Source organism: Streptomyces sp. DH41 (genome assembly GCF_029813785.1).
Taxonomy (GTDB): domain Bacteria; phylum Actinomycetota; class Actinomycetes; order Streptomycetales; family Streptomycetaceae; genus Streptomyces.
The window spans coordinates 73,953-96,317 of record NZ_JARVKY010000013.1; the positions used below are offsets into that span (position 1 = coordinate 73,953).

Sequence of the window (22,365 nt, forward strand, 5' to 3'; positions counted from 1 at the left end):
ACCCGGGCCCAGGGAGGGCGAGTGAGCGGGAAACCCGAACTGAAGGGGAGGGCGGCCCGGCTGGCCCGGCTCCTGCCGCCCGCGGGCGGACGCGGCCAGGCGGCCCGGGCTCCGTTCGTCCTCCTCGTGGTCGTCCTCCTCGGCGGCGGCCTCATCGGGCTCCTGGTGCTGAACTCCGCCATGAGCGAGGGCTCGTTCCAACTGGACGACCTGAAGCAGAAGACCAAGGAGCTCACCGACGAGGAGCAGGCGCTCCAGCGGGACATCGACGCGTACTCCGCGCCCCGGGCCCTCCAGCGCCGCGCCCGTGAACTGGGCATGGTGCCCGGCGGCGATCCCGCCTTCCTGGCCCCCGACGGCACCGTCAAGGGCTCGCCGAGCCCCGCGCCCGCCGCCGCCACCCCGCTGGTCCTCGCCCCCGAGGCGCTCACGGCACCCCCCGCCACGGCACCCCCCACCACCGCGGCCACCCCCACCAGCACGACCACCCCCGCCCCGACCCCGACTCCCGGCAGGTGACGGAAGTGTCCGACAGGGAACCGCCGCGCCGCCGAGTGCCCGGACCCGCCAGGCCCGTCCGCCCCGGCGGACGGCGGCAGCCCGGTCCCGGCGCCCGGCCCGCCCGCCGGCCGGGCCCGCCCCGGCCCGCCGCACCCCGCACCATCCGGCTGGGCAGCCCCCGCCCGCGCCTGCGCATGATCGGCCTCGCGCTGACCCTGGTGCTCTCCGCCTTCGTCGTGCGGCTGCTCCAGGTGCAGGCCGTCGACGCCGGCACCTACGCCGCCAAGGCCGAGCAGAACCACTACGTCGTGCACGCCCTGCCCGCCGAGCGCGGCGGGATCACCGACCGCAACGGCGTCGCCCTCGCGTCCACCGTGGACGCCTACGACATCACCGCCGACCCCACGCTGTTCACCCGTGAGCAGCTGGACGTCGGTGACGGCCCCGAGCAGGCGGCCGCGCTCCTCGCGCCGATCCTCGGCGAGGACCCGGCGGACCTGGTCGACCGGCTCCGTCCGGAGAACGGGAAACTGCGCTACGTCGTCCTCGCCCGCCGGCAGACCCCGCAGGTCTGGAACCAGATCAAGGACCTGAAGACCGCGCTCGCCAAGAAGGCGGAGACGGACAAGTCCGCGGTCAACGTCCTCGCGGGTGTCCTCGCCGACCCCAGCAGTAAGCGCGTGTATCCGGGCGGCGACCTCGCGGCCGGCGTCATCGGCTGGGTCGGAGCGGACGGGAAGGGCGGCGGCGGCCTCGAACGGAAGCTGGACAAGACGCTGGCCGGCAAGGACGGCGAGATCCGCTACGTGCAGTCCGGCGGCCGGCAGGTGCCCACCGCCGGCTCCACCGGGACGCCCGCCGTGCCCGGCAGCGACGTCGAGCTCACCATCGACCGCGACATCCAGTGGGCCGCGCAGCACGCCATCAGCGAGCAGGTGGAGAAGTCCAAGGCGGACGGCGGCTACGTCATCGTCCAGGACACGGCCACCGGAGAGATCCTCGCCATGGCCAACTCGCCCGGCTTCGACCCCGCCGACCTCGCCCACGCCGACCCGGACGCGCTGGGCAACGCCGCCCTCCAGGACGCCTTCGAGCCCGGCTCCACCGCCAAGGTGATGTCGATGGCGGCCGTACTGGAGGAGAACGCCGCCACGCCGATGACCCACCTCGTCATCCCGAACCGGCTCAAGCGCGGAGACCGGCTCTTCAAGGACGACATCGACCACCCCACCTGGTACCTCACGCTCAACGGCGTGCTCGCCAAGTCCAGCAACATCGGCACCATCATGGCCACCGGCGAGCTGGGCAGGACGCAGGAGGAGGCCAACAAGGTGCTCTACTCCTACCTCCGCAAGTTCGGCCTCGGCAGCCACAGCGGTCTCGGCTTCCCCGGCGAGACGAAGGGCATCCTGGCGCCGCCCGACCAGTGGTCGACCTCGCAGCAGTACACGATTCCTTTCGGCCAGGGCGTCTCCGTGACCGCGCTGCAGGCGGCCTCCGTGTACTCGACCATCGCCAACGGCGGCGTCCGCGTCGAGCCCACCCTCGTACGCGGCACCAAGGGGGAGGACGGACGTTTCACCCCGGCCGCCGAACCCGAGAAGACCCGTGTGATCAGTGAGAAGACGGCGAAGACCCTTTCGCAGATGCTGGAGTCCGTCGTCGACGACGAGGAGGGCACCGGCACCAAGGCACGCATTCCCGGCTACCGGGTCGCGGGCAAGACGGGCACGGCCAACCGGGTGGATCCGGCCACCGGCAAGTACCACGGCTACACCTCGTCGTTCGCGGGTTTCGCCCCCGCAGACAAGCCTCGTGTCACCGTCTACTGCGCCATCCAGAACGCGACCGAGGGCAGCTACTTCGGCGGCCAGATCTGTGGCCCCATCTACAAGCAGGTCATGGAGTTCGCCCTGAAGACCCTCCAGGTCCCGCCGACCGGGGCCGACCCCGCGAACCTCCCGGTCACCTTCAAGCCCTGACCCGGGGCGACGGACCCGGACCAGCACCCAGCAAGCCAGAGCCAATACCGAGCCCGTACCGAGCCAGCGCCGATTCAGTACCGAGCCACCAGGAACCACCCGTGACGACGATCACCCCCGATCCCGGGAACCAGAGCACCTCCCCCACCTCACTTCGCCCGGAAGCGGGTACGCCCGGTACGCTCACCGCCGTGCCACACGCTGATCAGTCCCAAACCACCCAGAAGGGCCACCCCGTGACCTATCCGGGACCGCCCCGGCCGGCGCGGATCTCCGCCACAACCCTGGCGGAACTCGCCGGTCAGCTGGGTGTCACCGCACCGGACAGCAGCGCGGAGGTCACGGGCATCACCCATGACTCGCGTGCCGTCCGCCCCGGTGACCTGTACGCCGCCCTCCCCGGAGCCCGCGCCCACGGCGCCGACTTCGTCACCCAGGCCGCCGGCCTCGGCGCCGCCGCCGTGCTGACCGACCCGGCCGGCGCGGAGCGCGCCGCCGCCACCGGTCTGCCGGCGCTCGTCGTCGACGACCCGCGCGCGCGGATGGGTGAACTGGCGGCCACGATCTACGGCCACCCCGGCCGCGATCTCCTCCAGATCGGCATCACGGGCACCTCCGGCAAGACCACCACGGCCTACCTCGTCGAGGGCGGCCTGCGCACGGCGAAGTCCACCGGGCTCATCGGCACGGTCGAGATGCGCATCGGCGACGAGCGCATCAAGTCCGAGCGCACCACGCCCGAGGCCACCGACCTCCAGGCGCTGTTCGCGGTGATGCGCGAGCGCGGCACCGAGGCGGTCGCCATGGAGGTCTCCAGCCACGCCCTCGTGCTCGGCCGGGTCGACGCCTGCGTCTTCGACCTCGCGGTCTTCACCAACCTCAGCCCGGAGCACATGGAGTTCCACTCGGGCATGGAGGACTACTTCCAGGCCAAGGCGCAGCTGTTCACGCCGGAGCGCAGCAGGCTCGGCGTCGTCAACGTGGACGACGAGTACGGACGCCGCCTCGCGAACGAGGCCACCGTCCCGGTCGTCACCTACTCCGCCGAGGGCCACCCCGACGCCGACTGGCGCGCCGACGAGGTCGAGGTCGGCCCGCTGGACTCGACGTTCACCGTGCTCGGGCCGAAGGGCGAGCGGATCGCCGCCAAGTCGCCGCTGGCCGGCCCGTTCAACGTGGCGAACACGCTCGCCGCGATCGTCGCCCTGGCCGCGGCCGGCCTCGACCCGCAGGCCGCCGCCGACGGCATCGCCGCGGTGCCGGGCGTGCCCGGCCGCCTGGAGCGCGTGGACGAGGGCCAGCCCTACTTCGCGGTGGTCGACTACGCCCACAAGACCGACGCGGTCGAGTCCGTCCTCAAGGCGCTGCGCAAGGTCACCGAGGGCAAGCTGCACGCCGTGCTCGGCTGCGGCGGCGACCGGGACACCACCAAGCGGGAGCCGATGGGCGCCGCCGTGGCCCGGTTCGCCGACACCGCCGTACTGACCTCCGACAACCCCCGCTCCGAGGACCCCCTCGCGATCCTCGCCACCATGCTCCAGGGCGCGTCCTCCGTGCCCGCGTACGAGCGCGGCGAGGTGCAGGTCTTCGAGGACCGGGCCGCCGCGATCGCCGCCGCCGTCGCCCGGGCCGAGCCCGGCGACACCGTGCTGGTGGCGGGCAAGGGCCACGAGCAGGGCCAGGACATCGCCGGGGTGGTCCGTCCCTTCGACGACCGCCAGGTGCTTCGCGAAGCCATCCAGAAGACCCAGGGATGAAATCCCGCATGATCCATATGATCCAGGGGACGAACTTGTGATCACCCTCTCTCTCGCCGAGATCGCAGAAGTCGTCGGCGGGCGGATGCATGACATACCGGACGCGTCCGCGCAGGTCACCGGGCCGGTTGTCCGGGACTCCCGGGAAGCGGGGCCCGGCTGCCTCTTCGTCGCCTTCGTCGGCGAGCGGGTGGACGGCCACGACTTCGCGCCGGCGGTCGTCGAGGCGGGCGCGGTGGCCGTGCTCGGCTCCCGCCCCGTCGGCGTGCCCGCGATCGTCGTGGACGACGTCCAGGCCGCCCTCGGCGCCCTCGCCCGGCACGTCGTACGACGCCTCGGCGCCACCCTCGTGGCCCTCACCGGGTCCGCCGGCAAGACCAGCACCAAGGACCTCATCGCCCAGGTGCTGCGCCGCGAGGCGCCCACGGTCTTCACGCCCGGTTCCATGAACAACGAGGTCGGGCTGCCGCTCACCGCGCTCACCGCCACCGAGGAGACGCGCTTCCTCGTCCTGGAGATGGGCGCCCGCGGCATCGGCCACATCCGCTACCTCGCCGAACTGACCCCGCCGAAGGTCGGCCTCGTCCTCAACGTCGGCTCCGCGCACATCGGCGAGTTCGGCGGCCGGGAGCAGATCGCCCAGGCCAAGGGCGAGCTCGTCGAGGCGCTGCCGCCGGCCGAGGAGGGCGGCACCGCGGTCCTCAACGCGGACGATCCCCTCGTACGGGCCATGGCCTCCCGAACGAAGGCGAAGGTGATCCTTTTCGGAGAGTCCGACGAAGCGGACGTACGCGCCGAGAATGTGCGACTCACGGACAGCGGACAGCCCGCCTTCAGGCTTCACACACCCTCCGGTGCAAGCGATGTGACCATGCGCCTGTACGGTGAGCACCACGTGTCGAACGCGCTCGCCGCGGCCGCCGTCGCCCACGAGTTGGGCATGTCCGCAGACGAGATCGCCACCGCGCTCTCCGAGGCGGGCTCCCTCTCCCGCTGGCGGATGGAGGTCACCGAGCGCCCGGACGGCGTGACGGTCGTCAACGACGCCTACAACGCGAACCCCGAGTCCATGCGAGCCGCCCTGCGCGCGCTCGTGGCCATGGGCAAGGGACGTCGTACGTGGGCGGTGCTCGGCAAGATGGCCGAGCTCGGGGACGAGGCGCTCGCCGAGCACGACGCGGTCGGGCGGCTCGCCGTCCGGCTCAACGTCAGCAAGCTCGTCGCGGTCGGGGGCAGGGAAGCCCGATGGCTGCAACTGGGCGCATACAACGAGGGTTCGTGGGGTGAGGAGTCGGTGCACGTGTCCGACGCACAGGCGGCGGTCGACCTGTTGCGCAGCGAGTTGCGCCCAGGGGACGTCGTGCTCGTGAAGGCGTCCCGTTCGGTGGGTCTGGAGAGCGTCGCCACGGCGCTGCTGGAGACCGGCGCCGAGGGTGAGGTTGCCGCCCGATGATGAAGCAGATCCTGTTCGCGGGAGTCATCGGCCTCTTCCTGACGCTGGTCGGCACTCCGCTGCTGATCAAGCTCCTGGCCCGCAAGGGCTACGGCCAGTACATCCGCGACGACGGGCCGCGCGAGCACGCCAGCAAGCGCGGTACGCCGACGATGGGCGGTATCGCCTTCATCTTCGCGACGGTCGCCGCGTACTTCCTCGCCAAGGTGATCACCGGCTACACGGACCCCGAGGTCGACGCCGCGCCGACCTTCTCGGGCCTGCTGGTGCTCGGCCTGATGGTGGGCATGGGCCTGGTCGGCTTCCTCGACGACTACATCAAGATCGTCAAACGGCGGTCGCTGGGCCTGCGGGCCAAGGCGAAGATGGCCGGCCAGCTGATCGTCGGCATCGCCTTCGCCGTGCTCTCGCTGCAGTTCGCGGACAACCGGGGCAACACCCCGGCGTCCACGAAGCTGTCGTTCATCACCGACTTCGGCTGGACCATCGGCCCGGTGCTGTTCGTCATCTGGGCGCTGTTCATGATCCTCGCGATGTCGAACGGCGTGAACCTGACCGACGGCCTGGACGGTCTGGCCACCGGCGCCTCCGTCCTGGTCTTCGGCGCCTACACTTTCATCGGCGTCTGGCAGTTCCAGGAGTCCTGCGCCAACGCGCTGACCCTGACCAACCCGGGCGCCTGCTACGAGGTGAGAGACCCCCTCGACCTCGCCGTGGTCGCCTCCGCGCTGATGGGTTCCTGCCTCGGCTTCCTGTGGTGGAACACCTCGCCGGCCAAGATCTTCATGGGTGACACCGGCTCGCTCGCGCTCGGCGGCGTGCTCGCGGGTCTGGCGATCTGCTCGCGCACCGAACTGCTGATGGCCATCCTCGGCGGCCTGTTCGTCCTGATCACCATGTCGGTGGTCATCCAGGTCGGCTCCTTCCGCCTCACCGGCAAACGGGTCTTCCGGATGGCGCCACTCCAGCACCACTTCGAACTCAAAGGCTGGTCCGAGGTCCTTGTCGTGGTCCGCTTCTGGATCATCCAGGGCATCTGTGTGATCGTCGGACTGGGCCTCTTCTACGCGGGATGGGCAGCGGACAAGTGACCTCCTCCTCGGTGCCTTTCGACTTCCAGGGCACGCACGTCACCGTCGCGGGACTGGGCGTCTCCGGTGTCCCGGCGGCCAAGGTCCTGCACGGCCTGGGCGCGCGCGTCACCGTCGTCAACGACGGCGACGACGAGCGCGCGCGGGCGCAGGCGGCCGAACTGGAGGCGCTCGGTGTCACCGTGCGCCTCGGCGACGGGGACACGCTGCCCGACGGCACCGAGCTGATCGTCACGGCGCCCGGCTGGAAGCCCACCAAGCCGCTGTTCACGGCCGCCGGGGAGGCCGACGTCCCGGTCTGGGGCGACGTCGAACTGGCCTGGCGCCTGCGCGGCCTCGACGGACGGAAGGCCGCGCCCTGGCTGGCCGTCACCGGCACCAACGGCAAGACCACCACCGTGCAGATGCTGGCGTCGATCCTGAAGGCCGCGGGCCTGCGCACCGCCGCCGTCGGCAACATCGGCGTCTCGCTGCTGGACGCGGTCACCGGCGAGACGGAGTACGACGTCCTGGCCGTGGAGCTGTCCAGCTACCAGCTCCACTGGGCGCCCTCCCCGCGCCCCCACTCGGCCGCCGTGCTCAACCTCGCCCCCGACCACCTCGACTGGCACGGCTCCATGGAGGCCTACGCCGCCGACAAGGGCCGGATCTACGAGGGAAACACCGTCGCCTGCGTCTACAACGTCGCCGACAAGGCGACCGAGGACCTGGTCCGCGAGGCCGACGTCGAGGAGGGCTGCCGGGCGATCGGCTTCACCCTCGGCACCCCGGCACCGGGCCAACTCGGCGTGGTGGAGGGCATCCTGGTCGACCGCGCCTTCGTCGAGGACCGGCAGAAGAACGCCCAGGAACTCGCCGAGGTCTCCGACGTCGACCCGCCGGCCCCGCACAACATCGCCAACGCCCTCGCCGCGGCGGCCCTCGCCCGTGCCTACGGCGTCCCCGCCGCGGCCGTACGGGACGGGCTGCGCGCCTTCACGCCCGACGCCCACCGCATCGCGCACGTCGCCGACGTCGACGGCGTGGCGTACGTGGACGACTCCAAGGCCACCAACACCCACGCCACCGAGGCCTCGTTGGCGGCGTACGGGTCGATCGTCTGGATCGCCGGCGGGCTGGCCAAGGGCGCGACCTTCGACGAGCTGGTCGCGGGGGCGGCCGAGCGGCTGCGCGGGGCGGTGCTGATCGGCGCCGACCGCGCCCTGATCCGCGAAGCCCTGGCGCGACACGCCCCCGAGGTACCCGTGGTCGACCTCGACCGGACCGACACTGGGGCGATGCTCCAGGCCGTCCGGGAGGCCCAGCGGCTCGCCCGGCCCGGCGACACGGTCCTGCTGGCCCCGGCCTGTGCCTCGATGGACATGTTCACCAACTACAACAAGCGCGGTGACGCGTTCGCGGAGGCCGTTCGCGAACTCGGCGCCTGACCCGCCGCCTCCTGCGCCGGGTGACTTCGGGAGGACGGGTGGGACGGTCCATGCCGACGTACAGCGGAGGCCGCGATGCCGGGTAGCCCCCAGAGCCGTACCGGACGACCGCCCGCACAGCGGGCCGTCAAGCGATCCGCCGCGCCGGGGCCGCCGCACGAGAACCCGCTGCTCCGCCTGCACCGCCGGCTGCGCCGCGCCTGGGACCGGCCGCTGACCGCGTACTACCTGATCTCCGGCGGCAGCGCGCTGCTGACCGTGCTCGGCCTGGTGATGGTCTACTCGGCCTCCCAGATCACCGCGCTCCAGCTGTCGCTGCCGGGGTCGTACTTCTTCCGCAAGCAGGCCCTGGCGGCGCTGATCGGCGCCGGACTGCTGGTGGCCGCGATGAAGATGCCGGTGAAGCTGCACCGGGCGCTGGCCTACCCGATCCTCGCCGGTGCCGTCGTCCTGATGATCCTGGTGCAGGTACCGGGGATAGGGATGGCGGTCAACGGCAACCAGAACTGGATCGCGCTGGGCGGCTCCTTCCAGATCCAGCCCAGCGAGTTCGGCAAGCTGGCCCTGGTGCTGTGGGGCGCCGACCTGCTGGCCCGCAAGCAGGACAAGAGGCTGCTGACGCAGTGGAAGCACATGCTGGTGCCCCTGGTGCCGGCGGCGTTCATGCTGCTCGGGCTGATCATGCTCGGCGGCGACATGGGCACGGCGATCATCCTGACGGCGATCCTGTTCGGCCTGCTGTGGCTGGCCGGCGCGCCCACGCGGCTGTTCGCCGGTGTGCTGTCGATCGCCGTGCTGCTCGGCTTCATCCTCATCAAGACCAGCCCCAACCGCATGGCCCGGCTGGACTGCATCGGCGCCACCGACCCGGGCCCCGGCGACGCCTGCTGGCAGGCCGTGCACGGTATCTACGCCCTCGCCTCGGGCGGACTGTTCGGTTCCGGACTCGGTGCCAGTGTGGAGAAATGGGGCCAACTCCCCGAAGCCCACACCGACTTCATCTTCGCCGTTACCGGTGAGGAACTGGGCCTGGCGGGGACGCTGTCGGTGCTCGCCCTGTTCGCGGCTCTAGGCTATGCGGGTATCCGCGTGGCCGGACGTACGGAGGACCCCTTCGTGAGGTATGCCGCGGGAGGCGTGACCACCTGGATCACGGCCCAGGCCGTGATCAACATGGGTGCGGTCCTCGGGCTGCTGCCGATCGCCGGTGTCCCCCTCCCGCTGTTCTCCTACGGGGGTTCGGCCCTGCTGCCGACCATGTTCGCCATCGGACTGCTCATCGCCTTCGCGCGCGACGAGCCCGGTGCGCGGGCGGCGCTTGCGCTGCGGCAACCTCGCTTTGGTAGAAAGCGGGGAGCCGGGGTTTCCGGGTCCAAGCGGAGCCCCCGGAGTTGGAACACGATGCGACGGCGTGCCTCTGGGGCGCGTTCGTCCGGAGAGCGGTGAATTTCGGTGCATGTCGTACTCGCCGGCGGAGGAACCGCGGGCCACATCGAGCCCGCGCTCGCCCTCGCGGACGCCCTGCGCAGGCAGGATCCCACCGTGGGGATCACGGCCCTGGGCACGGAACGCGGCCTCGAGACCCGCCTCGTACCCGAGCGCGGGTACGAACTGGCGCTGATCCCGGCCGTACCGCTGCCGCGCAAGCCCACCCCCGAACTGATCACCGTCCCGGGCCGGCTGCGCGGGACGATCAAGGCGACCGAGCAGATCCTGGAGCGCACCAGGGCGGACGCCGTGGTCGGCTTCGGCGGCTACGTCGCCCTGCCCGGCTACCTCGCGGCCAAGCGGCTCGGGGTGCCGATCGTCGTCCACGAGGCCAACGCCCGCCCCGGGCTGGCCAACAAGATCGGCTCGCGGTACGCCGCGCAGGTCGCCGTCTCCACCCCCGACAGCAAGCTGCGCAACTCCCGCTACATCGGCATCCCGCTGCGCCGTGCCGTCGCCACCCTGGACCGCGCCGCCGCGCGTCCCGAGGCCCGCGCGGCGTTCGGGCTCGACCCCAATCTGCCGACGCTGCTGGTCTCCGGCGGTTCGCAGGGCGCCCGCCGCCTCAACGAGGTGGTGCAGCGGGTCGCGCCCTGGCTCCAGCAGGCCGGCATCCAGATCCTGCACGCGGTCGGGCCCAAGAACGAACTGCCGCAGGTGCACCAGATGCCGGGGATGCCCCCGTACATCCCGGTAAGTTATCTGGACCGGATGGACCTCGCGTACGCCGCGGCCGACATGATGCTCTGCCGCGCGGGTGCGATGACCGTCGCCGAACTCTCCGCCGTCGGACTCCCGGCCGCCTACGTCCCGCTGCCCGTCGGCAACGGCGAACAGCGGCTCAACGCCCAGCCGGTGGTCAAGGCCGGCGGTGGACTGCTGGTCGACGACGCGGAACTGACGCCCGAGTGGCTCCAGCACAACGTCCTGCCCGTGCTCGCCGACCCGCACCGGCTGTACGAGATGTCCCGCGCCGCCGCCGAGTTCGGCCGCCGGGACGCCGACGACCTGCTCGTCGGCATGGTGTACGAGGCGATCGCCGCTCGTGCGCACCGCTAGGGAACGTATCGGCGAGTGAGGCGTTCCGGAGGTGAACCGAGCCAGGAAAGGGAGTGCGCGTGGCCGGAACGACCGCCGCCGAGCGCGGTGAACGCCAGCGGAAGTCGTCCGGCCCGCCCCGTGCGGGGCGGTTCGGCCCACCCCGCCTTCGTACGATCATCATCCTGGCCGTTGCTCTCGTGCTCGTCGCGGGCGCGACCAGCTGGCTGCTCTACGGCTCGGACTGGACGCGGGTGGAACGCGTGTCCGTCTCCGGTACCCGTGTTCTGACGGGCGCTCAGGTGCGCGCGGCCGCCGACGTGCCGGTCGGTGACCCGTTGGTCTCCGTCGACACCGAGGCGGTCGAGGCGCGGCTGCGACAGGAATTGCCCCGCGTCGACGAGGTCGTCGTGGAACGTTCCTGGCCGCACGGAATCGACCTGAAAGTGACGGAACGTACCCCGGTTCTGATTGTCCAAAAGGGCCGAAAGTTCGTGGAAGTGGACGATGAAGGCGTCCGTTTCGCCACGGTTTCCCGGGCGCCGAAAAACGTGCCCACGCTGGAATTGGAACCCGCCCGGTCGGGGACGGCGGCGGCGAGTCTGCGGCGCTTCGACGAGGACCGCCTGGTGCGGGAGGCGGTCCGGGTGACCGGCCGGCTCCCGGACGCGGTCGCCAAGGACACGCGGGTCGTCAAGGTCCGTTCCTACGACGACATCTCGCTGGAGTTGAGCGGCGACCGGACTGTGGCGTGGGGGAGCGGTGAACGGGGTGTACGGAAAGCGCGTGTACTCACCGCGCTGATGAAAGCGGCGCCCGACGCGCGGCACTTCGACGTGAGTGTCCCCACCGCCCCGGCGTCATCGGCAAGTTGACGGGTATACGTGCAGGCCAGCACCCTGGTTGGGCAGCGCTACGGCTGATCACATAGGGTGAAAAGAAAAACGGGAGGTTCGGCGTGTTCGTTGAACGTGCGCCACTTGTCGACTTAGTGTCCTGTTCAGAAGACTCCAAGGAACAGACACACTGGTAACCCTAAACTTCAGCGTTAGGGTTCGGGTCGGCGCTACGGACCGTCCCATTCGGCATCAGTCGTCGGGTCGCGGGGGCAGCAGTGCTCCGGCGGATCGACGACACGTAACTCGAGGCGAGAGGCCTTCGACGTGGCAGCACCGCAGAACTACCTCGCAGTCATCAAAGTCATCGGTGTCGGCGGCGGTGGTGTCAATGCCATCAACCGGATGATCGAGGTCGGTCTCAAGGGCGTCGAGTTCATCGCCATCAACACCGACGCGCAAGCTCTGTTGATGAGCGACGCCGACGTCAAGCTCGACGTCGGCCGCGAACTCACCCGCGGACTCGGCGCCGGAGCCAACCCGGCAGTCGGCCGCAAGGCCGCCGAGGACCACCGCGAGGAGATCGAGGAGGTCCTCAAGGGGGCCGACATGGTCTTCGTGACAGCCGGAGAAGGCGGCGGCACCGGCACCGGCGGCGCGCCCGTCGTGGCCAACATCGCCCGCTCGCTCGGCGCCCTCACCATCGGCGTGGTCACCCGCCCGTTCACCTTCGAGGGACGGCGCCGGGCCAACCAGGCCGAGGACGGCATCGCCGAACTCCGCGAAGAGGTCGACACCCTCATCGTCATCCCCAACGACCGGCTGCTGTCCATCTCGGACCGCCAGGTCAGCGTGCTCGACGCGTTCAAGTCCGCGGACCAGGTGCTGCTGTCCGGTGTGCAGGGCATCACCGACCTCATCACCACGCCCGGCCTGATCAACCTGGACTTCGCCGACGTGAAGTCGGTCATGTCCGAGGCCGGTTCGGCCCTCATGGGCATCGGCTCGGCCCGCGGCGACGACCGCGCGGTGGCCGCGGCCGAGATGGCGATCTCCTCGCCGCTGCTCGAAGCCTCCATCGACGGCGCCCGCGGCGTGCTGCTCTCCATCTCCGGCGGCTCCGACCTCGGCCTGTTCGAGATCAACGAGGCCGCCCAGCTGGTCAGTGAGGCCGCCCACCCCGAGGCCAACATCATCTTCGGCGCGGTCATCGACGACGCCCTGGGTGACGAGGTCCGGGTCACCGTGATCGCGGCCGGCTTCGACGGGGGCCAGCCGCCGTCCAAGCGGGACAACGTCCTCGGCTCGTCCTCGGCCAAGCGCGAGGAGCCCACCCCGGTGCGGCAGGCCGAGAGCCGTCCGTCCTTCGGGTCGCTCGGCAGCGTCAAGCCGAAGGAGGACCCGGAGCCGGCCCCCGCGCCGGAGCCGGTGAGCGACCTGCCGCCGGTCTCCGCGCCGCCGGTCCCGCCGTCCCGGACCTACTCGGACAGCGCCGCCGAGGAACTGGACGTGCCGGACTTCCTGAAGTGATAGGACAGCGCGACACCGTGAACGGCGCGCACTTCGGCTTCACCGACCGGTGGGGCGGAGTGAGCGCCGTTCCGTACGAGGAGCTCAATCTCGGCGGCGCGGTCGGTGACGACCCCGGCGCCGTCACGGCCAACCGGGAGCTGGCGGCCAAGTCGCTGGGCGTCGAGGCGGCCCGGGTGGTCTGGATGAACCAGGTGCACGGCGCCGACGTCGCCGTGGTCGACGGCCCCTGGGGAGAGGGCCCGGTTCCGCTGGTCGACGCGGTCGTCACCGCCGAACGCGGTCTCCCCCTCGCCGTTCTCACCGCCGACTGCGTGCCCGTCCTGCTGGCGGACCCCGTCGCCGGCGTCACCGCCGCGGCCCACGCGGGCCGGCCCGGCCTGGTCGCCGGGGTGGTCCCCGCCGCCGTACGGGCCATGGCCGAACTCGGCGCGGACCCCGCCCGGATCGTCGCCCGCACCGGACCCGCCGTGTGCGGCCGGTGCTACGAGGTGCCGGAGCGGATGCGGGCCGAGGTCGCCGCCGCCGAACCGGAGGCGTACGCCGAGACCGGTTGGGGCACACCGGCGGTCGATGTGTGCGCCGGCGTGCACGCGCAGCTCGAACGCCTCGGGGTGTGCGACCGGGCGCGGTCGCCGGTGTGCACCCTGGAGTCGAAGGACCACTTCTCGTACCGACGCGACCGCACCACCGGGCGGCTCGCGGGCTATGTCTGGCTGGACTGATGGGGCATGACGGACCGTAAGCAGGAACTCGCCGCGAATCTGGCGAAAGTGGAAGAGCGCATCGCCGCCGCGTGCGAGGCCGTGGGCCGTCGCCGCGACGAGGTGACCCTGATCGTGGTCACCAAGACCTACCCGGCGGACGATGTGCGCATTCTCTCGGGACTGGGCGTGCGCCATGTCGCCGAGAACCGCGACCAGGACGCGGCCCCCAAGGCCGCCGAGTGCTCGGATCTGTCGCTTTCGTGGCATTTCGTCGGCCAGTTGCAGACCAACAAGGTGCGGTCCGTGGTCGGCTACGCGGACGTCGTGCAGTCCATCGACCGCGCCAGGCTCGTCACGGCCCTGTCCAAGGAGGCCGTGCGGGCCGGGCGCGAGGTGGGCTGCCTGCTCCAGGTCGCGCTCGACGCGGGGGAGGGCGGGCGAGGCGAGCGTGGCGGCGTCTCGCCCGGGGGAATCGAAGAGTTGGCCGACCTCGTCGCCGGATCGGAGGGGCTGCGGCTCGACGGACTGATGACCGTCGCCCCGCTCACCGGCGCATACGCGGGACGCCAACAGGCCGCCTTCGAGCGCCTCATGGATTTGTCGACCTACGTGCGCCGAACCCATCCGGCTGCGAACATGGTCTCCGCAGGGATGAGTGCGGACCTCGAGCAGGCCGTGGCAGCCGGAGCGACACATGTGCGCGTCGGCAGTGCGGTACTCGGAGTCCGCCCCGGGCTCGGGTAACGTCGCCAAGAAGTCGGACCACAGCAGAAAATATGGTCATTACCGCCGAAAGGCGGACGCAACGACCTCGTGGATCGCGGGCATTTGGCAGTCGTCAGCCGATCCACCACAGAGCGGAGGACTCAGAGCATGGCCGGCGCGATGCGCAAGATGGCGGTCTACCTCGGCCTCGTGGAGGACGATGGGTACGACGGCCGGGGGTTCGACCCCGATGACGACTTCGAACCGGAACTGGACCCGGAGCCCGAGCGGGACCACCGGCGGCACGAACCGGCGCACCAGCCGCATGTGTCACATCAGCCCCTAAGGGACGAAGAGGTACGAGTCGTACAACCGCCCGCGCAACGCGAGCCGGTGCCACGTGCCACTTCGCTCGCGGCGGAATCGGGCCGCCCGGCGCGTATCGCGCCCGTGGCATCCATCACACAAGAACGCGCGAGCCTGGAAAAGAGCGCACCGGTCATCATGCCCAAGGTCGTGTCCGAACGAGAGCCCTACCGGATCACCACGCTTCACCCCCGGACCTACAACGAGGCCCGTACCATCGGGGAACACTTCCGTGAGGCCACGCCGGTGATCATGAATCTGACTGAGATGGATGACACAGATGCGAAGCGACTTGTCGACTTTGCGGCCGGTTTGGTGTTTGGTCTTCACGGCAGTATCGAGCGGGTGACGCAGAAGGTGTTCCTGCTGTCTCCTGCTAACGTCGATGTCACGGCGGAGGACAAGGCCCGCATCGCAGAGGGCGGGTTCTTCAACCAGAGCTGAGACGCACCACCGGTACAGAGCAAGAACGCGGATCCGAGAACGGGTCCGAGAGATGGTTCAGGGGAGAGGGAAGCACAGGTCATGAGCGTGGTCCTGGATGTCGTCTACATCGCGCTGATGTGCTTCCTCATCGTGCTCATCTTCCGGTTGGTCATGGACTACGTGTTCCAGTTCGCCCGCTCGTGGCAACCCGGCAAGGCGATGGTGGTCGTTCTGGAGGCCACCTACACTGTCACCGATCCACCGTTGAAGCTTCTGCGGCGGTTCATCCCGCCGCTGCGTCTCGGGGGCGTGGCGCTCGACCTGTCCTTCTTCGTACTGATGATCATCGTCTACATCCTGATCTCGATCGTGAGCCAGCTGTGAGCGATGACAGAGATACGGGCTTGCCGAATGCCGACGACAACGTTGAGGTGAAGAGATGCCGTTGACCCCCGAGGACGTGCGGAACAAGCAGTTCACGACCGTCCGCCTCCGAGAAGGCTATGACGAGGACGAGGTCGATGCCTTCCTCGATGAAGTCGAAGCCGAACTGACCCGCCTGCTCCGCGAGAACGAGGACCTGCGGGCCAAGCTGGCCGCGGCGACGCGCGCGGCTGCGCAGAACCAGCAGAACATGCGCAAGCCTCCGGAACCGCCGCAGGACCAGCAGCAGCAACAGCAGCATCAGCAGCAGCACCCGCCGCAGCAGGGGGGTATGCCGCAGCAGGGCATGCGAGGTCCCGGTGCTCCGGTGCCCGCCGGCATATCGGGCCCGCCGCAGCAGCAGATGGGTGGCCCCATGGGTGGTCCGCCCCAGCTGCCGAGCGGTGCCCCGCAGCTGCCCGCCGGCCCCGGCGGACAGGGCGGCCCGCAGGGTCCCGGCCCGATGGGTCAGGGTCCGGGGCCGATGGGCCAGGGCGGCCCCGGACCGATGCAGGGCCAGATGGGCCCCGGTCCGATGGGCGGCCCCATGGGCGGCCCGCAGGGGCACGGCGGTCCTGGTGGCCCCGGCATGCCCGGTCAGGGCGGCCCCGGCGGCGACAGCGCCGCGCGTGTCCTCTCGCTGGCCCAGCAGACCGCCGACCAGGCGATCGCCGAGGCCCGTTCCGAGGCCAACAAGATCGTCGGCGAGGCACGTTCGCGTGCCGAGGGTCTTGAGCGGGACGCCCGGGCCAAGGCGGACGCCCTGGAGCGGGACGCGCAGGAGAAGCACCGCGTCGCGATGGGCTCCCTGGAGTCCGCCCGCGCCACGCTGGAGCGCAAGGTCGAGGACCTGCGCGGCTTCGAGCGCGAGTACCGGACGCGGCTGAAGTCGTACCTGGAGTCGCAGCTGCGTCAGCTGGAGACCCAGGCGGACGACTCGCTCGCCCCGCCGCGTACGCCCGCGACGGCCTCTCTGCCGCCGTCCCCGGCGCCTTCCATGGCACCGGCCGGCGCGAGTGCCCCGTCGTACGGCGGCGGCAACCAGTCGATGGGCAACGGGCCGAGCCAGAACGGTCCGTCCTACGGCGGTCAGCAGCAGATGTCGCCCGCGATGACCCAGCCGATGGCTCCGGTGCGGCCGCAGGGGCCGTCGCCGATGGGACAGGCGCCTTCGCCGATGCGCGGGTTCCTGATCGACGAGGACGACAACTGACGGGTTGACGAACGGTAGTACGGCGTAGCCGTCGGCAGCGTTCAGGGCGGGCCCCGGGTTTCTGACCCGGGGCCCGCCCTTTTGCCGCGCGCGGGGCCGGTGCGCCACCCCGTGCGGGCGCGGCTGTGCCGGCATGACGAAAGGCCCAGCCCCCGCGGGGACCGGGCCTTTCGCGGTCGGTTACCGCTTGCGCAGACGGAACGTCAGGGACAGCCCCTCGTCCGTGAACGGGGCGCCGTACGTGTCGTCCGCCTCGCCCTGGCCGAAGTCCGTCGCGAGGACCTCGTCGGAGATCAGGTCCGAGTGGCCGGTCAGGGCGGCGATCGTCGCCGGGTCCGTGGCCGTCCACCGCAGCGCGATCCGGTCGGCCACGTCGAGGCCGCTGTTCTTGCGGGCCTCCTGGATCAGGCGGATCGCGTCCCGGGCGAGGCCCGCCAGGCGGAGCTCCTCGGTGATCTCCAGGTCCAGGGCGACGGTGGCGCCCGAGTCGGAGGCGACCGACCAGCCTTCGCGCGGCGTCTCCGTGATGATCACCTCGTCGGGAGCGAGGGTGACCGTCTCACCGTCGACCTCCACCGAGGCCGTGCCCTCGCGCAGGGCGAGGGAGAGCGCGGCGGCGTCCGCGTTCGCGACGGCCTTCGCGACGTCCTGGACGCGCTTGCCGAACCGCTTGCCCAGCGCACGGAAGTTGGCCTTCGCCGTCGTGTCGACGAGGGAGCCGCCGACCTCGCTCAGCGACGCGAGGGACTCGACGTTCAGCTCCTCCGTGATCTGCGAGTGCAGCTCGGGGGAGAGCGTCTCGAAGCCCGCCACCGCGATCAGCGCGCGCCTGAGCGGCTGCCGGGTCTTGACGCCCGACTCGGCGCGCGTGGCGCGGCCCAGCTCGACCAGGCGGCGGACCAGGACCATCTGCTTCGACAGCTCGGGGTCGATCGCCGACAGGTCCGCCTGTGGCCAGGTGGACAGGTGCACGGACTCGGGGGCGCCCGGGGTGACCGGAACGACCAGGTCCTGCCAGACCCGCTCGGTGATGAACGGGGTCAGCGGGGCCATGAGCCTGGTGACCGTCTCGACGACCTCGTGCAGCGTGCGCAGCGCCGCCTTGTCGCCCTGCCAGAAGCGGCGGCGGGAGCGGCGTACGTACCAGTTCGACAGGTCGTCGACGAACGCGGACAGCAGCTTGCCGGCGCGCTGGGTGTCGTAGGCGTCCAGCGCCTGCGTGACCTGGTCGGTCAGGGCGTGCAGTTCGGAGAGCAGCCAGCGGTCCAGCACCGGGCGGTCGGCCGGGGCCGGGTCGGCCTCGCTCGGCGCCCAGCCCGTGGTGCGGGCGTACAGGGCCTGGAAGGCGACCGTGTTCCAGTAGGTGAGGAGCGTCTTGCGGACGACCTCCTGGATGGTGCCGTGGCCGACGCGGCGGGCCGCCCACGGGGAGCCGCCGGCCGCCATGAACCACCGGACGGCGTCGGCGCCGTGCCGGTCCATCAGCGGGACCGGGTCCAGGGTGTTGCCGAGGTGCTTGGACATCTTGCGGCCGTCCTCGGCGAGGATGTGGCCGAGGCAGACGACGTTCTCGTAGCTCGACTTGTCGAAGACGAGGGTGCCGACCGCCATCAGTGTGTAGAACCAGCCGCGGGTCTGGTCGATGGCCTCGGAGATGAACTGCGCCGGGTAGCGGGACTCGAACAGTTCCTTGTTCTTGTGCGGGTAGCCCCACTGCGCGAACGGCATCGAACCCGAGTCGTACCAGGCGTCGATGACCTCCGGCACGCGCGTGGCCGTCCTGCCGCACCCGTCCTGCGGGCAGGCGAAGGTGACCTCGTCGATGTACGGGCGGTGCGGGTCCAGGGCGGACTGGTCGGTGCCGGTCAGTTCGGTCAGTTCGGCGCGGGAGCCGGCGACCGTGAGGTGGTCGTCCTCGCAGCGCCAGATGGGCAGCGGGGTGCCCCAGTAGCGGTTGCGGGAGAGCGCCCAGTCGATGTTGTTGTCCAGCCAGTCGCCGTACCGGCCGTGCTTGACCGAGTCCGGGAACCAGTTGGTCTTCTCGTTCTCCTCGAGGAGACGGTCCTTGACGGCGGTGGTGCGGATGTACCAGGACGGCTGCGCGTAGTACAGCAGCGCGGTGTGGCAGCGCCAGCAGTGCGGGTAGCTGTGCTCGTACGGGATGTGCCTGAAGAGCAGGCCCCGGGTGTCCAGGTCCTCCGTCAGCTTTTCGTCGGCCTTCTTGAAGAAGACGCCGCCGACCAGCGGGACGTCCTCCTCGAAGGTGCCGTCCGGGCGGACGGGGTTGACCACCGGCAGGCCGTAGGAGCGGCAGACCTTGAGGTCGTCCTCACCGAAGGCGGGGGACTGGTGGACCAGACCCGTGCCGTCCTCGGTGGTGACGTAGTCGGCGTTCACCACGTAGTGCGCCGGCTCCGCGAACTCCACCAGCTCGAACGGCCGCTGGTACGTCCAGCGCTCCATCTCGGCGCCGGTGAAGGACTGCCCGGTGGTCTCCCAGCCCTCGCCGAGGGCCTTGGCGACCAGCGGCTCGGCGACGACCAGCTTCTCCTCGCCGTTCGTCGCGACGACGTAGGTGACGTCGGGGTGTGCTGCGACCGCGGTGTTGGAGACCAGGGTCCACGGGGTCGTCGTCCAGACGACCAGCGCGGCCTCGCCTGCCAGCGGACCGGAGGTCAGCGGGAAGCGGACGTAGACGGACGGGTCGACGACCGTCTCGTAGCCCTGCGCCAGCTCGTGGTCGGACAGGCCGGTGCCGCAGCGGGGGCACCAGGGGGCGACGCGGTGGTCCTGGACCAGCAGGCCCTTGTCGAAGATCTCCTTCAACGACCACCAGACGGACTCGATGTACTCGGGGTCCATCGTGCGGTACGGGTCCTGGAGGTCTGCCCAGTAGCCCATGCGGGTGGTGAGCTCTTCGAAGGCGTCGGTGTGGCGGGTCACCGACTCGCGGCACTTGGCGTTGAACTCGGCGATGCCGTACGCCTCGATGTCCTGCTTCCCGGAGAAGCCGAGCTCCTTCTCCACCGCCAGCTCGACCGGCAGACCGTGGCAGTCCCAGCCGGCCTTGCGGCCCACGTGGTACCCGCGCATGGTGCGGAAGCGGGGGAAGACGTCCTTGAAGACGCGGGCTTCGATGTGGTGGGCGCCCGGCATGCCGTTGGCGGTGGGCGGGCCCTCGTAGAACACCCACTCGGGGCGGCCCTCGGACTGCTCCAGGCTCTTGGCGAAGATCTTCTGCTCGCGCCAGAAGTCGAGCACCGCGTGTTCGAGCGCGGGCAGGTCGACCTGGGCGGGCACCTGGCGGTACTGCGGCTGCGTATTCAACGAGCTTCCTCCGGCGGACGTGCTGCCTTCCGTCGGAGGGACGAGAGCTGTGCTCCCGCGGTACCACCCTCCTTGGCTCCCCGGTGCTTCGTGTGCGCCGGTGAGCCCCCTCATTGGGGTCGCGAGCCGGTTCTACTCGCCGTGACCGTCCCGTCACGGCTTTCCTCCGGCGGCTCCGGGGTGATCTTCACGTCGCGCTCGCCCCCGGGCTCACACCGTCCCCGGGTCGCTCTGGGCCGCTTACGCCGCTACTCGTCCCCATCCACGCCTTTCGCTGCGCCCAGTGTACGGCGCCGCGCGGACAGCGGCCGACCGGTTTTCGGCACCGCGGGGAGCGGGGGCGCTCCAGGGCCTCCGTCAGGCTGGGCGTGACCCGAATGCCGTCGAGGGCGTCCGGCTCCCGGGCGGTCCGGCCGGGCGGAGTCGCGGCGGATTACCGCGCGGGGAGCTGGGCACAACGCATGCATGCTCGCCGCGCGGCGCACGGTGGGCGGGCGAATCGGGCGGCGTGCCCCGTTGCCGCGGGACCCGAGTCGATTTATCGTCCCAGCACGATTCGCGCGCAAGATCGCAATATGTGAAGGGGCCGCGGCCATGGTGGGGAAGAAGACCGCCGTACAGCAGTCGGAGGCGACTGCGAAGAAGACCGCGGCGAAGAAGGCCGCGGCGGAGGAGAGCACCGCGGCGAAGAAGACGGCGGAGAAGAACACGGCGGAGAAGAGAACGGCAGAGACGACGGCAGAGGACGCGGCAGAGAAGACCGCGGCGAAGCGGCAGGGTCCGGCGAGCAGGACCGCGGCGAAGAAGACCGTGGCGAAGAAGACCGCGGCCAAGAAGAGCACGGCGAAGAAGAGCACGGCCAAGAAGGCGGGCGCGGCCGAGGCCGCGGAGCAGACGGGAGCCACGACGGTGGTTGCGAAGAAGACTCCTGGCACGGCCACGGCGGCCAAGTCCGCCGTTCCCAAGGCCCGCGGCGCCGCGGACCCCGGTGACCTCGCGGTACGCCCCGGCGAGGATCCCTGGACGCCACAGGAGGTCGAGGAGGCGCGCGGCGAGCTGCAGTCCGAGTCCGACCGGCTGCGCTCCGAGATCGACTCCTCCGAGCGGTCGCTGCAGGGCATGATGCGGGACTCCGGGGACGGCGCGGGCGACGACGAGGCGGACACCGGCAGCAAGAACATCACGCGCGAACACGAACTGGCGCTGGCCGCCACCGCGCGTGAGGTGCTCACCCAGACCGAGCGCGCCCTGGAACGCCTGGACGCGGGCACCTACGGCCTGTGCGAGAACTGCGGCAACCCCATCGGCAAGGCGCGCATGCAGGCCTTCCCGAGGGCCACCCTGTGCGTCGAGTGCAAGCAGAAGCAGGAGCGCCGGTACTGATCCGCCGCCGTTCGCCGCCGTCCGCCTCCGTATGCGTCCTGAGCACGTACGGGACGCAGGACGTGCCGTACCCTCGTCCTCAGTCAGGTACCTAGGTTGAGGGACTCACGTGGCAGAGGCGGAGCGCATCATCGGTACGCCGGACACCCCGGACGCGGCCGGGGACGGACAGGAGCGGCCCGACGCCGAGCAGGAGCAGCCCCCGGAGCGCCCCCGGGGCAAGCGGCGGATCGCCGTGCTGTTCGCGGTCGCCGCGTTCGCGTACCTCCTCGACCTGGTCAGCAAGATGATCGTGGTCGCCAAGCTGGAGCACCAGGAGCCCATCGAGATCGTCGGGGACTGGCTGCGGTTCGTGGCGATCCGCAACGCGGGCGCGGCCTTCGGCTTCGGCGAGGCCTTCACCGTGATCTTCACGGTGATCGCGGCGTCCGTGATCGTCGTGATCGCCCGCCTCGCGCGCAAGCTCTACAGCCTGCCGTGGGCGATCGCGCTCGGCATGCTGCTGGGCGGCGCCCTCGGCAACCTCACCGACCGGATCTTCCGCGCGCCCGGCGTCTTCCAGGGCGCGGTCGTGGACTTCATCGCGCCCAAGCACTTCGCCGTCTTCAACCTCGCCGACTCGGCGATCGTCTGCGGTGGCATCCTGATCGTGATCCTCTCCTTCCGGGGCCTGGACCCGGACGGGACCGTCCACAAGGACTGACCGTCGACA

18 protein-coding genes are annotated in these 22,365 nt (G+C 70.7%); 17 read left to right on the forward strand and 1 reads right to left on the reverse strand.

All coding sequences use genetic code 11. The features are described from left to right. Positions 1-21 precede the first annotated feature (21 nt). The 15 genes from QC283_RS21640 (at position 22) to divIVA (ending at position 16,943) form a co-directional block, all read left to right on the forward strand. A complete protein-coding gene (locus QC283_RS21640; RefSeq protein ID WP_279563262.1) occupies positions 22-519 on the forward strand; it encodes a septum formation initiator family protein in 498 nt (165 codons plus the stop codon). Next, positions 516-2,483 carry a peptidoglycan D,D-transpeptidase FtsI family protein gene (locus tag QC283_RS21645; protein ID WP_279563263.1) on the forward strand — a complete coding sequence of 656 codons (1,968 nt, stop codon included), beginning with the start codon at positions 516-518 and terminating at the stop codon, positions 2,481-2,483. Before QC283_RS21640 ends, QC283_RS21645 begins: the two co-directional genes overlap by 4 nt. Before the next feature lie 236 nt (positions 2,484-2,719). Next, positions 2,720-4,240 (forward strand): UDP-N-acetylmuramoyl-L-alanyl-D-glutamate--2,6-diaminopimelate ligase, encoded by a 1,521-nt coding sequence (locus QC283_RS21650; protein WP_279563384.1) that lies wholly within the window; start codon positions 2,720-2,722, stop codon positions 4,238-4,240. Between the two features lie 37 nt (positions 4,241-4,277). Continuing rightward, positions 4,278-5,693: a UDP-N-acetylmuramoyl-tripeptide--D-alanyl-D-alanine ligase gene (locus QC283_RS21655; protein WP_279563264.1), complete on the forward strand. Its 1,416-nt coding sequence runs from the start codon at positions 4,278-4,280 to the stop codon at positions 5,691-5,693. Further along, the gene (gene mraY / locus QC283_RS21660) at positions 5,693-6,784 is read left to right on the forward strand and encodes a phospho-N-acetylmuramoyl-pentapeptide-transferase (RefSeq protein ID WP_279563385.1); all 1,092 of its coding nucleotides are present in this window, start codon (positions 5,693-5,695) and stop codon (positions 6,782-6,784) included. Before QC283_RS21655 ends, mraY begins: the two co-directional genes overlap by 1 nt. Positions 6,785-6,795: 11 nt before the next feature. Continuing rightward, positions 6,796-8,211: a UDP-N-acetylmuramoyl-L-alanine--D-glutamate ligase gene (gene murD / locus QC283_RS21665; protein WP_279563386.1), complete on the forward strand. Its 1,416-nt coding sequence runs from the start codon at positions 6,796-6,798 to the stop codon at positions 8,209-8,211. Between the two features lie 75 nt (positions 8,212-8,286). After that, complete coding sequence (gene ftsW, locus QC283_RS21670) at positions 8,287-9,657, forward strand: putative lipid II flippase FtsW (protein WP_279563265.1); 1,371 nt, start codon at positions 8,287-8,289, stop codon at positions 9,655-9,657. A gap of 6 nt (positions 9,658-9,663) precedes the next feature. After that, complete coding sequence (gene murG, locus QC283_RS21675) at positions 9,664-10,758, forward strand: undecaprenyldiphospho-muramoylpentapeptide beta-N-acetylglucosaminyltransferase (protein WP_279563266.1); 1,095 nt, start codon at positions 9,664-9,666, stop codon at positions 10,756-10,758. Positions 10,759-10,817: 59 nt separating this feature from the next. After that, entirely contained in the window at positions 10,818-11,612 is a 795-nt protein-coding gene (gene ftsQ / locus QC283_RS21680) for a cell division protein FtsQ (protein ID WP_279563267.1), read from the forward strand. Positions 11,613-11,900: 288 nt separating this feature from the next. Then, positions 11,901-13,103, forward strand: a complete 1,203-nt coding sequence (ftsZ, locus tag QC283_RS21685) for a cell division protein FtsZ (protein ID WP_279563268.1) — start codon at positions 11,901-11,903, stop codon at positions 13,101-13,103. Continuing rightward, positions 13,100-13,828 (forward strand): peptidoglycan editing factor PgeF, encoded by a 729-nt coding sequence (gene pgeF, locus QC283_RS21690; protein ID WP_279563269.1) that lies wholly within the window; start codon positions 13,100-13,102, stop codon positions 13,826-13,828. The genes ftsZ and pgeF overlap by 4 nt, the downstream gene beginning before the upstream one ends. Positions 13,829-13,834: 6 nt before the next feature. Further along, the gene (locus QC283_RS21695) at positions 13,835-14,554 is read left to right on the forward strand and encodes a YggS family pyridoxal phosphate-dependent enzyme (RefSeq protein ID WP_279563270.1); all 720 of its coding nucleotides are present in this window, start codon (positions 13,835-13,837) and stop codon (positions 14,552-14,554) included. A gap of 129 nt (positions 14,555-14,683) precedes the next feature. Beyond that, a complete protein-coding gene (locus tag QC283_RS21700) occupies positions 14,684-15,325 on the forward strand; it encodes a cell division protein SepF (RefSeq protein WP_279563271.1) in 642 nt (213 codons plus the stop codon). 81 nt (positions 15,326-15,406) lie between these two features. Continuing rightward, positions 15,407-15,691: a YggT family protein gene (locus QC283_RS21705; protein WP_003976737.1), complete on the forward strand. Its 285-nt coding sequence runs from the start codon at positions 15,407-15,409 to the stop codon at positions 15,689-15,691. Positions 15,692-15,746: 55 nt separating this feature from the next. Then, positions 15,747-16,943: an apical growth/hyphal branching protein DivIVA gene (gene divIVA, locus QC283_RS21710; protein ID WP_279563272.1), complete on the forward strand. Its 1,197-nt coding sequence runs from the start codon at positions 15,747-15,749 to the stop codon at positions 16,941-16,943. A 180-nt stretch (positions 16,944-17,123) separates the two neighbouring features. On the opposite strand, the gene ileS is transcribed toward divIVA, so the two are convergent. Further along, the gene (ileS, locus tag QC283_RS21715) at positions 17,124-20,270 is read right to left on the reverse strand and encodes an isoleucine--tRNA ligase (protein WP_279563273.1); all 3,147 of its coding nucleotides are present in this window, start codon (positions 20,268-20,270) and stop codon (positions 17,124-17,126) included. Positions 20,271-20,864: 594 nt separating this feature from the next. Between ileS and QC283_RS21720 the strand changes: the two genes are divergently transcribed. Both QC283_RS21720 and lspA read left to right on the forward strand, forming a co-directional pair. After that, positions 20,865-21,653 (forward strand): TraR/DksA family transcriptional regulator, encoded by a 789-nt coding sequence (locus QC283_RS21720; protein WP_279563274.1) that lies wholly within the window; start codon positions 20,865-20,867, stop codon positions 21,651-21,653. A 109-nt stretch (positions 21,654-21,762) separates the two neighbouring features. Continuing rightward, a complete protein-coding gene (gene lspA / locus QC283_RS21725; RefSeq protein ID WP_279563275.1) occupies positions 21,763-22,356 on the forward strand; it encodes a signal peptidase II in 594 nt (197 codons plus the stop codon). Positions 22,357-22,365 lie beyond the last annotated feature (9 nt).

Excerpts from the sequence above, each read along its gene's own strand:
- QC283_RS21720 (WP_279563274.1), top strand. The coding sequence starts at position 20,865 with ATGGTGGGGAAGAAGACCGCCGTACAGCAGTCGGAGGCGACTGCGAAG.
- mraY (WP_279563385.1), top strand. The coding sequence starts at position 5,693 with ATGAAGCAGATCCTGTTCGCGGGAGTCATCGGCCTCTTCCTGACGCTG.
- ftsW (WP_279563265.1), top strand. The coding sequence starts at position 8,287 with ATGCCGGGTAGCCCCCAGAGCCGTACCGGACGACCGCCCGCACAGCGG.
- divIVA (WP_279563272.1), top strand. The coding sequence starts at position 15,747 with ATGCCGTTGACCCCCGAGGACGTGCGGAACAAGCAGTTCACGACCGTC.
- QC283_RS21700 (WP_279563271.1), top strand. The coding sequence starts at position 14,684 with ATGGCCGGCGCGATGCGCAAGATGGCGGTCTACCTCGGCCTCGTGGAG.
- QC283_RS21695 (WP_279563270.1), top strand. The coding sequence starts at position 13,835 with ATGACGGACCGTAAGCAGGAACTCGCCGCGAATCTGGCGAAAGTGGAA.
- QC283_RS21705 (WP_003976737.1), top strand. The coding sequence starts at position 15,407 with ATGAGCGTGGTCCTGGATGTCGTCTACATCGCGCTGATGTGCTTCCTC.